General features: G+C 71.5%; 14 protein-coding genes. 6 read left to right on the top strand and 8 right to left on the bottom strand.

The window, feature by feature from the left end; genetic code table 11:
• Positions 1-4: 4 nt before the first annotated feature.
• Positions 5-1,096, top strand: coding sequence for a hypothetical protein (locus tag QSK10_RS21765; RefSeq protein WP_285664765.1), 1,092 nt, complete (start codon positions 5-7; stop codon positions 1,094-1,096).
• A gap of 7 nt (positions 1,097-1,103) precedes the next feature.
• Here QSK10_RS21765 and QSK10_RS21760 read toward each other — a convergent pair whose 3' ends face one another.
• The gene (locus tag QSK10_RS21760; RefSeq protein WP_285664764.1) at positions 1,104-2,303 is read right to left on the bottom strand and encodes a hypothetical protein; all 1,200 of its coding nucleotides are present in this window, start codon (positions 2,301-2,303) and stop codon (positions 1,104-1,106) included.
• Between the two features lie 60 nt (positions 2,304-2,363).
• On the bottom strand, positions 2,364-3,098 hold the full coding sequence (locus tag QSK10_RS21755) for a GNAT family N-acetyltransferase (RefSeq protein WP_285664763.1): 735 nt from the start codon (positions 3,096-3,098) through the stop codon (positions 2,364-2,366).
• Between the two features lie 123 nt (positions 3,099-3,221).
• Between QSK10_RS21755 and QSK10_RS21750 the strand changes: the two genes are divergently transcribed.
• Both QSK10_RS21750 and QSK10_RS21745 read left to right on the top strand, forming a co-directional pair.
• On the top strand, positions 3,222-3,377 hold the full coding sequence (locus QSK10_RS21750; RefSeq protein WP_285664762.1) for a helix-turn-helix domain-containing protein: 156 nt from the start codon (positions 3,222-3,224) through the stop codon (positions 3,375-3,377).
• 386 nt (positions 3,378-3,763) lie between these two features.
• On the top strand, positions 3,764-4,975 hold the full coding sequence (locus QSK10_RS21745; protein WP_285664761.1) for an MFS transporter: 1,212 nt from the start codon (positions 3,764-3,766) through the stop codon (positions 4,973-4,975).
• On the opposite strand, the gene QSK10_RS21740 is transcribed toward QSK10_RS21745, so the two are convergent.
• Together QSK10_RS21740 and QSK10_RS21735 are read right to left on the bottom strand one after the other, a co-directional pair.
• Entirely contained in the window at positions 4,965-5,900 is a 936-nt protein-coding gene (locus QSK10_RS21740) for an isopenicillin N synthase family dioxygenase (protein ID WP_285664760.1), read from the bottom strand. The two genes, QSK10_RS21745 and QSK10_RS21740, sit on opposite strands and share 11 nt — an antisense overlap.
• Positions 5,897-7,294: an MFS transporter gene (locus tag QSK10_RS21735; RefSeq protein WP_285664759.1), complete on the bottom strand. Its 1,398-nt coding sequence runs from the start codon at positions 7,292-7,294 to the stop codon at positions 5,897-5,899. Before QSK10_RS21735 ends, QSK10_RS21740 begins: the two co-directional genes overlap by 4 nt.
• A gap of 230 nt (positions 7,295-7,524) precedes the next feature.
• Between QSK10_RS21735 and QSK10_RS21730 the strand changes: the two genes are divergently transcribed.
• On the top strand, positions 7,525-8,220 hold the full coding sequence (locus QSK10_RS21730; protein ID WP_285664758.1) for a TetR/AcrR family transcriptional regulator: 696 nt from the start codon (positions 7,525-7,527) through the stop codon (positions 8,218-8,220).
• Positions 8,221-8,224: 4 nt separating this feature from the next.
• Here the strand turns inward: QSK10_RS21730 and QSK10_RS21725 are convergent, their stop codons facing one another.
• Positions 8,225-10,462, bottom strand: a complete 2,238-nt coding sequence (locus tag QSK10_RS21725) for an MMPL family transporter (RefSeq protein WP_285664757.1) — start codon at positions 10,460-10,462, stop codon at positions 8,225-8,227.
• Positions 10,463-10,549: 87 nt separating this feature from the next.
• Here QSK10_RS21725 and QSK10_RS21720 point away from each other — a divergent pair, with 87 nt between their 5' ends.
• Entirely contained in the window at positions 10,550-11,176 is a 627-nt protein-coding gene (locus QSK10_RS21720; protein ID WP_285664756.1) for a TetR/AcrR family transcriptional regulator, read from the top strand.
• Positions 11,177-11,347: 171 nt separating this feature from the next.
• Here QSK10_RS21720 and QSK10_RS21715 read toward each other — a convergent pair whose 3' ends face one another.
• Positions 11,348-11,974: a hypothetical protein gene (locus QSK10_RS21715; protein ID WP_285664755.1), complete on the bottom strand. Its 627-nt coding sequence runs from the start codon at positions 11,972-11,974 to the stop codon at positions 11,348-11,350.
• Between the two features lie 449 nt (positions 11,975-12,423).
• On the bottom strand, positions 12,424-12,789 hold the full coding sequence (locus QSK10_RS21710) for a hypothetical protein (protein ID WP_285664754.1): 366 nt from the start codon (positions 12,787-12,789) through the stop codon (positions 12,424-12,426).
• Positions 12,790-12,958: 169 nt separating this feature from the next.
• Here QSK10_RS21710 and cutA point away from each other — a divergent pair, with 169 nt between their 5' ends.
• Positions 12,959-13,288: a divalent-cation tolerance protein CutA gene (gene cutA / locus QSK10_RS21705; protein ID WP_285664753.1), complete on the top strand. Its 330-nt coding sequence runs from the start codon at positions 12,959-12,961 to the stop codon at positions 13,286-13,288.
• Between the two features lie 182 nt (positions 13,289-13,470).
• On the opposite strand, the gene QSK10_RS21700 is transcribed toward cutA, so the two are convergent.
• Entirely contained in the window at positions 13,471-13,791 is a 321-nt protein-coding gene (locus QSK10_RS21700) for a cysteine hydrolase family protein (protein ID WP_285665397.1), read from the bottom strand.
• Positions 13,792-13,804: the final 13 nt, after the last annotated feature.

Genomic DNA, 13,804 nt, shown 5'->3' with positions numbered 1-13,804 from the left:
GCGTATGCGCGACCTCCTGCCCGGCGCCGAGACCCCGCGACCGGCCGCCCGCGCCAGACCGTCCGCCCCGGCCCTCCTCGCGCCGCTGCGGGCCGGGGCGTTCCCGGAGTTGCAGCGCAGCATCGGGAACGCCGCCACCTCGCGCCTGGTCGTCCAGCGCGCCACCATCGGCGACCAGCTGAACCCGGGCGCCTTCGGCGCGGCCCGCCTCAACGCGCTGCTGCGCAACTTCACCACGACCGCCAGCCCCGCCAACCGATGGAAGCTGGCCGACGTCCTGCTCGACCCGGCCTTCGCCTTCGACGACGCGCTGGCGCTGGCCGCCGACATCGGCAACGGGATGCTGCGCGAGAACATCCGCGACCCCGTCACCTTCGCCTCCTGCTATCCCACCGCGCAGCACCTGTTCCCGCTGCTGTCGGGCATCGCCGCCCAGCCGGGTGAGAGTTCCGAGCAGCTGGCGAACCGGGCCGCCGGTGGCGCCGCCGTGCAGGGCCAGTCCAACGGCATCGCCGCCCTGCCCGACGCCAACACCTTCCGCGCCGAGGTGGGGCGGCTGGTGGCGTCCATGCAGGGCTACGCGGCGGCCGGGAACGAGGCGGTCTTCCGGGTGGAGTTCGCCGGGCACGGCTTCACCCTCGTCCTGCGCCATCCGCAGGCCGGGCAGCCCGGCCTGCACGTCGAGCTGATCGAGAGCCTGGCGCACTCGGCGTCCATGGACGACTCGCTGCGCCAGCCCGGCCGCGACCCGGGCGCGGTCTACCAGGCGCTCCAGGACATGGCCGACGACGACCACGACACGCGGGTCAGCGGGGCGGAGGCCTTCGGCTGGAACGCCGACGCGCTGTTCCTGCACGACGCCGGGCAGCCCGGCCAGGCCGGATACCCCATCTCGTCCTATCCGGGGCAGGCCAACGCGATCGTCGGCGAGTACTTCCCGCGCACCCGGATGAAGTGGTGGGCCAATCCGCTCAGCCCGACCGCGGTCGGCGACTGGCGCACGCAGGCGGAGTCCCGGCTCACCCGCCTGGAGGCGCTCTTCGCGCAGGCGGCGGGCGGCGGTGGTCGCAAACGGCAGAAGCGGACCGTGGCCTAGTACGCGGTCAGCGCAGGACGCCCGCGTAGGCGCGCATCCGCACCCGGGTGTCGATCTGGCGGGCGGTGGTCATGGCGATCTCGACGATGTGGAACACCGTGACCGGGAGGAGGAACAGGCCCGGATCGGCGCCGAGCAGGGCGGCGGTGACCAGCGGGAGGGCCGCGCCGAGCGTCCACAGTGTCGCCCCGGCCAGGGACAGCCGGTCGCGGACGTATGCCAGGTACCGCTCGGTGGGCGCGCCCGGCTGGATCCCGGGGACGAAGGCTCCGGTGCGCTCCAGCCGCCGCACCTCCCCGGACCAGTCGCGCGCCCCGACGGTGACGAAGAGGGTCGCCACCCAGACCAGGACCGCGAAGGCCGCCACGTACCAGGGACTCCCGGCCCGCCAGCCCGGCCAGATCAGCGCGGGCGCGAGCAGCGGCAGGCTCACCCACAGCAGCGCCTTGTCGCCACCGGACACCAGCGGGATCGGCAGGTAGGTGGGGCCGCCGCCGTGGACCCGGCGGCCGATCATGCGCTTGGCGTACTGGATCGGGATCCGCCGCTGCGCCTGCGACACCCCGGCGCGCACGGCGATGGCCGCGAGGACCGCGATGACGATCGCGGCGAACACCGCCGGCCCGTCCTCGCGCAGGACCGCCCCGAAGCGGCCGGTGAACCCGGCCAGCAGCGGCGCGAGCGCGAGGATCAGGTGGCCGTTGCCGAAGCCGAAGCGGTTGACCGCCCACGCCAGCGGCAGCATCGCGACCGAGCCCGCGCCCAGCACCGCGGCCATGAGCGCCAGCGGGCCGAAGGCGGTGGAATCCAGTGCCCGCGCGCCGAAACCGCCACCGGCGGCCACCGCGACGACCACCGTGGACAGTCCCAGACCCAGGAGCACCGCCACCGCCCACAGCAGCCGGTTCAGCCGCCGCGTCCCGGCGATCCCGGCCTCGGCCAGGGACCGCAGCCGGGGAATCGCGCCGATGAGCGCGGCCGTGACCGGCCGGGCGATGAGGTAGGGCCAGACGCCGAGCGCGCACACCGACAGCCGCCCGATACCGCCGCCGCTGACCAGGTCCAGGACCCCGCCGGGGGCTGCGGGAGCGTCCACATTGGGCAATGGCACGCGCTGCCCGAGCCGCAGCAGGGCGATCGCGAGGAGGGTGACGGCGATCCGCCACAGCACGCGGGGGGCGAAGAAATGGCGGGCGACGGCGGTCATGGCCTCCCCCAGGGGAACCGGAGCCGGACCGTCCACATCGTACGGCCCGGCCGCCACCCGTCACGGCGTCGAGGACCACCACGTCGAGGGCGCGGCCTCGGAGTACCCCAGCGACTCGTAGAGCGGGCGTCCCAGGCGCGAGGCGGTCAGCGTCCACGGCACGTCGGCGGCGGCCAGCGAGCCGAGCATGACCGCCCGTCCGGCGCCGCGCGAGCGGAACTTCTCCGAGGTGCCCACCCAGTAGTGGCTCCCCCAGCCGCCGGCGACCACGGTGACCGCCGCCCCGGCGACCTCGCCGTCCAGGCGCGCGACGAACACGCCCACGCCCTCCTGCTCCAGGAAGGACGGCGGGAACAGCTCACCGGCGCGGTAGGGCTCGAAGCGCGCCAGCCCGAAGCTCTCGATCACCACCCGCTCGGCCTCGCGCAGATCGGCCTCACCGGCGACCTGGACGACCTCCATCGCGGGCGCGGCAGCGGGTCCCGCCGGGCGCGCCATCACCGGCATCTGCCACGAGCGCCACCCGAAGGCGCTCAGGTCGGTGGCGCTGTAGGGATCCTCCACGTCCACCGGCCCGGACGCGGCCTTCACCAGGTCGCCGATGGCGTCCAGCTCGGCGGCCGACAGGTCGGGCTCCTGGATGAGGACGCGCAGCCCGGCCCGCTCGTCCCCGGCCGCGGCGAGGAAGCCGCGCTCGCGCACCACCTCGTGCCCGCGCGCGCGGCCCTTGGCCGCCCAGAAGGCGGCGGAGTTGCGGGCCTGACGCCGCAGCATGTCACCGGTTTCGTTGATCATGGTCGCGACTGTAGACGCGCGGCGGCCTCCCGCGCGAGGGCCAATCGGCGGGCAACGGATCGGGCCAATCAAAAGGAGAAGAGTTCTTCGCGAAGAGTTCTTCTCCAAGCTACATTCTCCCGCATGGCCGACAGCTTCGTCACCCTCGACGCCGCCGCGCTGCGCGTGCTGGCCCACCCCATGCGCCTGACCTTCCTCGGCCACCTCCGCCAGCACGGCCCCGCCACCGCCCGCCAGCTCGCGACCCGTTTCGGGCTCGACTCCGGCGCGGCCAGCTAACACCTGCGCCGCCTGGCCGCCGGTGGCCTCATCGCGGAGGACGCCGAGCGCGGCAACCGCCGCGAGCGCTGGTGGCGCGCCGTCCACGAGCGGTCCCTGCACGATCCGGCCGGCTCCCCCGGCGAGCGCGAGGACGGGCGCGCCTACGTCCAGGCGCTCGCGCTGGCCTACGCCGACGGGCTGCGCCGCGTCGCCGAGCGCGTCCCCGCCCTGTCCGAGGACTGGTTCGCCGCCTCGGTCTTCAGCGACCACACCCTCCGCCTCACCCCGGCCGGGCTGGACGCGCTCAAGCGCGAGCTGCACGCCCTCATCGCCGCCCGCGCGAGCGAGGAGGGCGGCGAGCCGGTCTCGGTGCGGCTCCAGGCGTTCCCGCTCGCGGAGTCCTGATGCTGCTGGAGGCGCCCGCGCGCGCCGCCCACCGCGACGGCAACGTCCTGCGCTGGCTGGGGGCCTACACGACCTCGGTGACCGGTGACGTCGTGTACTTCCTGACCCTGTCGTGGGCGGCCTCGCGCGCGGGCGGACCGGCGCAGGTCGGCCTGGTGCTGGCGGCGGGCGCGGTCCCCCGGGCGGTGCTGATGCTGGCCGGTGGCGTGGTCGCCGACCGTTTCGGGCCGCGCCGGGTGGTCATCGCCGCCGACCTGGTGCGCTGCGTGGTCATGGGCGCCGCCGCGGTCTCGGCGCTGTTCGGGCCGAGCCTGTGGACGCTGGTGGGCGTCGCGCTGGTCTTCGGCGCGGCCGACGCGATGTTCATGCCCGCCGTCGGCGCGCTGCCGCCCCGGCTGACCGGCCCCGATCAGCTCACCCGCGTCCAGGCGATGCGGTCGCTGGCGGTGCGCGCGAGCAACGCCTGCGGCCCCCTCATCGCCGCCGCGGCCCTGGGCCTCGGTTCGCCCGCGGGCTTCGGGACGGCCGCCGCGCTCTTCGCCGTCTCGCTGGTGCTGCTGGCCGCCACCCGGCTGCGGCCCGTCCCGGACTCCCCTCGCGCGGGCGGTCCGTGGCGCGATCTCCGCGAGGGCCTGCGGCACCTGCGCGGCGACCGGGTCCTGTCCCGCCTCGTCGTGGTCATCGGGCTCGGCGAGATGTGCTTCAGCGGGCCGGTGGCGGCCGGGCTGGTGCTGCTGACCGGCGAGCGTGGCTGGGCGGCGGGCGTCCTGGGCGGTCTGCTCAGTGGCTTCAGCGTCGGTGGCGCGGTCTCCGGGCTGGGGCTGCTGGCGGTGGGCCGGTTCCGGCGGCCGGGTGCGGTGATGGCACTGTCCCTTGCGGCGAGCGGGATCCTGGTGGCGGCCACCGGCGTGCTCGCCTCGCCGGTGGCCGCGATCGTGTGCTCCGGTGCGCTGGGGCTGTCGGGCGGGGTGGCGATGGTGGTGGGCGCCGCCGAGCTCCAGGCCCGCACCGAGCCGCGCTATCTGGGCCGGATCACGGCGGTGTCCACATTGGCGACTCTCGGGCTGAGTCCGCTGCTGCTTCCCCTGGCGGGGCTGGTGTCGCAGCGCTGGGGCGCGGCGTGGTTCTTCGGCGGCTGCGCCGCGGTGTGCCTGACGGCGGCGGCGCTGGCGCCGCGGATCGGCCGCGCCCCGGCGAAACTCACCCGGTGAAGAGCTTCTCCAGCTTGCGCGACATCCACTCACCGGCGATCACGGCGTCCCCGCCGCCGTCGACGGGCTCGATGACCGCGTCGTGATTGGGCAGGTAGAAGAACGGGATCGACAGCCGCGAGGTCCCGGCGTCATCGGGATTGATCACCCGGTGCATTGTGGACAGCCAGCGCCCGCCCGTCCACAGCGACATCAGGTCGCCGATGTTGACCACGAAGCTCCCCGGGACCACCGCGACATCCCGCCATGCGCCGGTGATGTCGGCGACCTGGAGGCCGGAGCGGTGGTCCTCCTGGTAGAGCACGGTCAGGCCGCCGAAGTCGGTGTGCGGGCCGCGCCGCAGCTGTCCGGGCAGCGGCGGGCGGACCTGCGGGTAGTAGTAGTTGGCCGCGACCGAGGAGCCGTGCCGGTCGAAGCGCCCGGCGAAGTACTCCTCGTCGAGCCCCAGGGCCAGCGCCGACAGCCGCATGAGGTCGGCGGCCAGCGCGCCCACGGTGTCCATGTACTCCCACCACACGGCCTTGAACTCCGCCGAGGGCCAGATGTTGGCCAGCGTCCACGTCGCCCACGGGCCGCCGAGGGCGGCGCGCTCGTCGTCGGGGAGCTCGCCGGTGACGTGCGCGGCGTAGACCTCGCACAGGTCGGGCGGGGTCTCCTCGCCGATGCTGGCGGCGGTGCTGCCGCCGGCGCGGCGGAAGCCGGAGACGCCCGGCCGGGTGGCGACCCGGTCCTTCAGCGCGCGCGGCAGGCGGAAGAAGTCGTTGGTGACGGTGTACATGCGCTCCACGAGGTCGGCGGGGACGCCGTGGCCGGTGATGACGTAGAAGCCGGAGGTCCGGCAGGCGTCGCCGATGCGCGCGGCGATGGCGGCGCGGCCTTCGGGGGTGTCGCGGGTGGACAGGTCGATGATCGGCACAAGGGTCATGGCTTCCTCCGGAACGGGTTGGCGAGCGCGGCGGCGATGAGTGCCGCCGCGACGAGGACGGCGAAGGCGATCCACAGCGCGACGGAGTAGCCGTCCACTGTGGCCTTTGCGGGTGGCGTCCCGGCGTCGAGCCGGGCGGCGGTGACGCCGAGGGCGATGGAGTTGAGCAGCGCGGTCCCCAGGGCCGCGCCCAGTTGCTGGACGGCGTTGTAGGCGGCCGAGGCGACACCGGCGTCCTCGGCGCCGCCGACCCCGGCGGTGACCAGGTTCGTCGCGGCGGCCAGCAGGCAGCCCAGGCCGAGGCCGGTGAGGACCTGCGCGACCAGCAGCGCCGGGGTGGTCATCGCGGTGAGCACGGCCATCCCGGCGGCGGCGGTGAGCAGCGAGCCGACGATGAGCGCCCACGCCGGGACGCGGATGCGGGCCAGCAGCATGGATCCGGCGATCGCGGCGATGGCGTTGACCAGCAGCGTCAGCCCGGCCCGAACCGCGCTGTAGCCCAGCACGGTCTGGGTGTAGTAGCTGACGAAGAGGTAGAAGCCGAACATCGCCAGGAACATCAGGGCCACCGAGACCAGCGCCATCGCCCGCGTCCGGTGCGCGAGGATCCTGGGCGGCAGCAACGGATGCCGCCTCCGCCGCTGGGTGAGGGCGAAGACCGCCAGCAGCGCGAGGCCACCGCCGAGCAGGCCCAGGACCTCCGGGTCGCCCCAGCCGCGCGCCTCGGCGCGGGTGAAACCGTAGACGAGCGCGACGAAGCCGCCCGCGCTGAGCAGGACGCCGGCGACGTCCAGCTCGGCGAGCCGCCCGGCGGGCCGGTGCCGGGCGATGAGCGGCGTCCCGGCCAGCGCGATCACCGCCATCGGCACGTTGATGTAGAGGCACCAGCGCCAGTCGGCGTACTGGGTGAGCAGGCCACCGGCGACCACGCCCAGCGCGGCCCCACCGGCGCCGACCCCGGCGAAGGTCCCGAAGGCCCGCCCGCGCTCGCGCGCCTCGGTGAACGTGAGCGTGACGAGCGACAGCGCGGCGGGCGCCAGCAGCGCGGCGAAGGCGCCTTGCCCGGCCCGCGCGCCGATGAGCACGCCCGCGTTCCCGGCCGCGCCACCGAGCGCCGAGGCGAGCGCGAATCCGGCCAGCCCGAGGGCGAAGGCGCGCCGGTGTCCCAGGAGGCCGCACACCCGTCCGCCGAGCAGCAGCAGGCCGCCGAAGGCGAGGGCGTAGGCGGTGATGACCCAGTGCCGGTCGCCGTCGGCCATGCCGAGCTCGCGCTGCGCCGAGGGCAGCGCGATGTTCACGATCGTGGCGTCCAGCACGACCATGAGCTGGGCGAGGGCGACGACGGGCAGGGTCCACCAGCGGCGGGTGGACGTTGGTGGTGTTTCGGTGAGCACACGACACCCTTCTCGAACATTGATCTAGTCTCTAGAACGTTGTTCTAGTGACGGCAACCTAGCACGCCCGCGCGGCCCGGAGGCCGCCCGCGAAGCCGCGCCTGGGCGCGCGCGAACGGCCGTCCACCAGCGCTTTCGGGAGAATGTGAGACCTGGGCCACACCGCCCGCCGTCCGGGTGTCGCGAGCGGCCGGTGATACCTTGGCGGCCAGTCCGCGGCGAGCACGGAGGTGAGGGCCATCCCCGGCGAGAACTCCCCCACGCCCGTCGGCGACGTGTGGCTGCGGCCCGCGCGCGCCCACAAGGGCGACCCGCCGCTGACCCGCGCGCGCATCACCGAGGCCGCCGTCGCCCTCCTCGACGACGAGGGCATGGACCGGCTCACCATGCGCCGCCTCGCCGAGCGCCTCGACGCCGGCGCCACCACCCTCTACTGGCACGTGTCCACAAAGGACGACGTCATCGACCTGGCCGTCGACGCGATCTTCGGCGAGGCCACCGTCCCGTCCCCCACCGGCTCACCCCGCGCCGACGTCACCGCCCTCCTGCACGCCTGGCGCGCGGCGATGCTGCGCCACCCGTGGTCGGCGGCCGTCCCCGCCCGCCGCCGTCCCCTCATCGGCCCGCGCTTCCTGGCCTGGATGGAGTTCCTCCAGTCGGCCCTCGTGCGCACCGGACTCCCGGCGGCCCAGGTGAACCCCGCCACCTGGGCCCTCTACAACCACGTGATGGGCTCGGTCTCCGGCCAGATCGGCCTGCGCCTACCCGCCGCCGAACTCGAAGCCGGCCGCCGCCACCTCCAGTCCGTCGCCGCCGAGTTCCCCACCGTCGCCGCCCACAACTACATCGCCGACACCGACTGGGACGCCGCCTTCTCCTCCGGACTCGGGTTCCTCCTCGACGGCATCACCGCCCACGCCGGGTGACCCCTCACTCCCGCAACCCGATCCGCGCATGCAGCCGCCGCAGCGGCCCCGGCGCCCACCAGTTCGCCCGCCCCGTCAGCCGCATCAGCGCGGGCATGAGCACCCCGCGGATGAGCGTGGCGTCCACCAGCACCGCCAGCGCCATGCCGACCCCCAGCATCTGCAGGAACACCACATCCCCGGTGGCGTAGACGGCGAAGGTCAGCGCCAGGATCGCCGCGGCCATCGTCACCAGCGGCGCGCTGCGCTGCACACCCCGGGCGACGGCGGCGATGTTGTCGCCGGTCCGGTCCCACTCCTCCTTGATCCGCGAGAGCAGGAACACCTCGTAGTCCATCGACAGTCCATAGGCGACACAGAACATCAGGATCGGAATCGACGGCTCGAACGACCCCTGCGGCGTGAAACCGATGACCCCCGCCAAATGCCCGTCCTGGAACACCCACACCAGCGCGCCGAACATCACCGCCAGCGACAGCAGGTTCAGCACCGTCGCCTTCACCGGGATCAGCACACTCCCGGTCATCAGGAACAGGATTAGCACCGTGGCGGCCAGGATCAGCAGCAGCACCAGCGGAAGCCGGTCGAGCATCGCGTCCCGGAAGTCGGCCAGCTCGGCCGGATAACCACCGACGAGGACGGCGAAAGGCGCCCCGACCGCCCGCACCTCGGCGACCAGCCCGGGGCCGTCGGCGTCCAGCCGCTCACTCCCCGGGACCACCGACAACCACGTGGACGCACCATGAGCGCGGCCCGGATCCCCCTCGCCGACGCGGGCTCCGGCCACGAAACGCCCGGCGGCCGAGTCGACCTGCGCGACACCGTCCACCATGGACAGCGCGGCGGCGTAGGCGGCGAGATCGTCACCCGGCTCCATCGCGGTCGTGACGACCTGGAGCGCGTCGGACTCCTCCACGTCGAAGGCCTCGCCGATGCTCTCGGTGACCACCCGCGCGGGCGCGCCAGCGGGCAGCGCCCGCTCATCCGGAACCCCGAAGCGCACCCCGAGGAACGGCGACGCCAGCAACAGCACCACGACGAGCGCGAGCCCGCCGGTCAGCACGGGCCGCCGCATGACGCCGGTGACGACCCGATGCCACCGCCCCTCCCCTGTGGACTGAGTGGTCGCGCGAACCACCCGCCGCCCCCACAACCGCAACGCGGCGGGAAGCACCATGACCGCACCCAATCCGGCGGTGACCGGCACGAGGATCCCCGCGTAGGCGAAGGACCGCAGGAACGGGAAGGGGAACAACAGCAGCACCGAAAGACTCACCGCGACCGTCCCGGCACTGAACAACACCGTCCGCCCGGCCCGCGCGGTAGCCGCCCGCACGGCGTCCTCAATGGACGCACCCGCCGCGCTCTCCTCACGAAAGCGCGTCATGACGAACAAGCAGTAGTCGACGGCCAGCCCGATCCCCATCACCAGGGTCAGGTTCGCCGCGAACGTCGACACCTCCGTGAACCCCGCGACCACCCGCAACAGCGCCAACGTGGCCACCACCGACAGCACCCCGACCCCGAGCGTCAGCAACGCGGCCACCGTCCGCCGGTACAGCAACAGAAGCAGCACCAACAGCCCCGGCAGCACGATCGCCTCCGCGGTCAGGAAATCACCCCGCGCCAGCCCCGCCGCCTGCCGGAACAGCTCGTCGGAGCCCCCGACGTCCACCGCCAGCGCACCACCCTCCCGACTGAACGCCTCGGTCAGCCCCGGAAGAACCCGAGCCCGCACCTCCGTGGCATCCCCGGGCACATGCGCCAGCACCAGCGCACTCGCCCCACCCTCCCCCCGCAACGTCGGCGCCCCGTCCGTCCAGTACGACCGCACCCCCACCACCCCCGGATACCCCGCGAGCTCCGCCGTCAGCGCCCGCCCCGCCGCCACCGAGTCCACACTGTCCACATCACCATCGGCCGCCCTGGCCAGCAACACCACATTCGGCGCACCCGTACCGAACTCCTCCCACAACACCTCACCCGCCCGCCCCGACTCCGCCCCCGGCGAAGCGAAACGCGACAGGTCGAACGCATCCAGCGCCCCGGCCCCGTACACCGCCGACGCGAGCAGCGCCAGTAGCGCGACGACGAGCACCGCGGCGGCCCGCTTCCGTTGTGGCGCAGAGGTTTCCATGTCACTCCCGAGAAGATACGAGCAAGTACTCGCATTCATCGAATGCGAGCGATCGCTCGTATTTTTTGCGGCCGCGACTGAGACGATCCTGAGATCGCAGCCCACCGGGCTACCGTGGGCGCATGACCAAGATCAACGACACCCGCGCCGTCCTCGCCCACGACGTCACCTGACGACGGCTACGATCCCCCGATGACCCAGGCCCGGCGCCAGGACGACCGCAAACGCCAAGCCCGCGGCGAGCAGCGCATCTCCCAGATCCTCGACGCCGCCGCCGACCGCTTCGCCACCCTCGGCTTCGCCGCCACCACCACCAACGCCATCGCCACCACCGCCGGCATCTCCCCCGGCTCCCTCTACCAGTTCTTCGCCGACAAGGACGACATCGCCCGCGCCCTATCCGAGCGCTACCTGGGCCTCCTGCAAGAAGCCCACGGCGAAGCCTTCACCCCCGACATCGCCACCCTCCCCCTCCCAACCCTCATCGACCGCACCGTCGACCCCCTCATCGCCTTCAACCTCACCCACCCCGGCTTCCAGGCCCTCCTCGCCGACCCCACCACCCCACCCCACGTCTCCGAAGCCAAAAAGCCCCTCCACACGGCCATGCTCACCCGCATCGACACAATCCTGAGCACCCACGCCCCCCACCTCACCCCGGCAACCCGCCACCGCGCAGCCGAAGTCGTGATCGGCATCTTCACCACCCTGCTGCGCATGATCCTGGCCGCGCCCGCACACGAGCGGCCACCACTGATCACCGACCTCAAACAGGCCCTGAACGGCTACCTGGGCCCACTGGTGGACAACCGAGGCTGAGCGGCCGAGCCCGAAGGAACGAACCGCATCCACAGAACTTCATGAGGGCACGCAGGAATCGTCCGCTCCGGCGTTGTGGCCTTGGAAAGAGCAGCCATACGCTGCGCCCGTGCACCACCATCAGCGGTGCCTACGAGGTCGTCATCCCCGATCTAATCGGCCGCGGCTGAGTCAAAATTCATCCGCCCAATCGCCGATCAGGCGAAATATGGGGCGACACCCGCCGTCGTCCATCACGTCGTAACCCTGAAGTTCAGCAACGGCAGGCCATTCATAAAACTCTTCAGAAAGGAAGGGGCACTCTACCACTCCCGACATCAAGCCTGTAATGAACTCAAGGAAGCCTCCCTCGTACACCCACCAGTCCACCGCATCCGTCACGACGATGGGCCATGCCTCAGGAGGACCAATCAACCGCCACATGAGGGCATAGTTGTTCTCCGTAAGACCCCATCTCAGGAAGCCACCCTGTTCAGGCCTGAGAGAAACAGTCGAGGAGTCAGGCGCGATCACCTTGCCATCCATGCTGACCAGCGGGCCACCTGGCACCGCCCGGAGAACCCGCTCAACTCCGGCGAGTGAGTGCGAGAGTTCGGCGACAAGTTCACCCCTCTCCATCGTCGAGAAGTTCAAAATCACCAGCTCTCCACCAATCTGAATCATGGGATACGCCTCGGCCCAGGCTTTGTAATCATCAGGGAGTGCAGTCCCTATTAGACCTTCAACCTCCCCGAATCCAGAACGCGACACCACCGTCTCCGAACGACCTGCGAGCTGCACAAAGTCGGCTACCGACATGAGACGCACCTTTCCTCGGGCCCGCAAAGAACAGAGCTGCCTGCATCGAATCCATCAACGTTCACGAAGAAGCAGTCTCTCGTGCAGCCCTTGGAGCCCAGAGCCAGGGTCGGTGACACCAGCCGATCTGGGCCCTCATCATCATCGCCGCCGACGCCTTCATCATCTGGTCCCTCCTCGTCATCAACGACGACAGGACCGCATGAGACAGGACGCGGGCAGAACAAGCCTGGAGCAGTGACGCTCGTCCTCGGAAACCGATCAAAGCGCCGACACACCCCGGGCATGGGACACCCGCCGGAAGAGCACGGTCGTGAACCCCCGACACCGAAGCTGTCTTCAGAAAGAAGCGCTGGCACTCTCGTCATGATGAGCAAAGGGGCCCAAGCATGTGGATGACCAGCCCAGCTGGTCGACGGCCTTGACGAACAGCTCCTGAGCGCGCTTCTCTATCGCGTCGCGCTGGGTGGCCGCGGCGGTGTCGCGGGCACGGGCGAGGTTGTCGGCAGCGACCCGCTCGGCCTGCTCGAAGCGCCGCTGCGATCGGCGACCTGGTGGTCATGGGTACGGGCGGCCAGGGCCTGCCGGTGCACCAGCAGCGCCAGCGTCACTGAGCCGCCCAGCCCGATGAGGATGGTGAAGGTCGTTCGCGCCGCGTCCACCCGCAGTGCCCGGTCGACGCCAGCTGCAGGCCACACCACATCGACCAGGAATCCCGCCCCACCGGCCAGCACCAGCCCCACTGGGAACGCCCACCCCCTCCGCAGCCACCAGCTCGACTTCTTCTCGACCTGGCCCTCGCCCCTTGTGCTCATCGGGACACCGTCCTCTGTGGCCTCCAAGACCACCATCAGCCCGATGGGCGGGAATGGCGGTCCCCACAAATTGATCTTGGCTCCGAGCGCGGAGAGCCATGAGGCCCTCAGGCGCCGTTCTGTCCCTGTAACTTGGGGCAGGAACCTCATCGACGCAAGGCGGGTCTCGATGGATGAAGTCGGCTACTACCAGGTCACCACCACCGTCGACACACGCGAAGCGGCAGAAGTACTGTCACGCAGCGCAGTAGAGGCGCGGGTCGCCGCCTGTAGCCAGGTTTCTGGGCCGCTCACAAGCACGTACTGGTGGCAGGGGACCATCGAGACGAGCGAGGAGTGGTACGTCGTCTTCAAGACGCCGGCCGCGCGATATGGCGCTCTTGAAGAGCACATTCGCGCCAACCACTCCTACGATGTGCCCGAGATCGTGGCGGCGCCCATTGCAGCCGGTAACCCTGCCTACCTTGAGTGGCTGACAGCTGAGACGCTGAAGGCGTGAGTCCTCGGCCCACGTGTGCGGCAAGCCGACTGTCGAGGCCGACGATCGACGCGATGTGGCGATGCGCCTGAGCAGCAAGGCGGAGTTCCGCTACCCGTTGGCGCCTCACCAGGTCGGCGAAGACTACGGCCCTCACCTATGCGTCCGTCGACGGCAGCGACGTCAAGAACTCGTTCCCGCAGCTAAGTCTTAGGGCGTGGCAGAAGCGCCCCAAGGAAGTTCCGCGGTTGTAATGAGCTGACGCTTGCCACTGTTCCGCCCGGGGTCGCCAGAAGCCCGGCTTGGTGGGCTTCTGGGCCGACATGGCTCGCGGTCGCGTCGGCCAGTATCCAGGGAACGTACCCGCGTTCGAAGGCATCGACGGCGCTCGTCCCGACGCAGCTCTCGGTGGCGATTCCGGAGAAGTAGAGGTTCGTACAGCCTTCAGTTCGGAGTAGGCCGGTGCGTTCTTGGGAGAAGAGAGATACGAGGGCAGAACCGAGCCTGGACGAGCTTGACCACATCATCTGGCTCATC

The sequence above is a fragment of the Actinorhabdospora filicis genome, from assembly GCF_030269765.1.
Taxonomy (GTDB): domain Bacteria; phylum Actinomycetota; class Actinomycetes; order Mycobacteriales; family Micromonosporaceae; genus Actinorhabdospora; species Actinorhabdospora filicis.
This window is presented reverse-complemented; position numbering and strand designations above follow the sequence as displayed.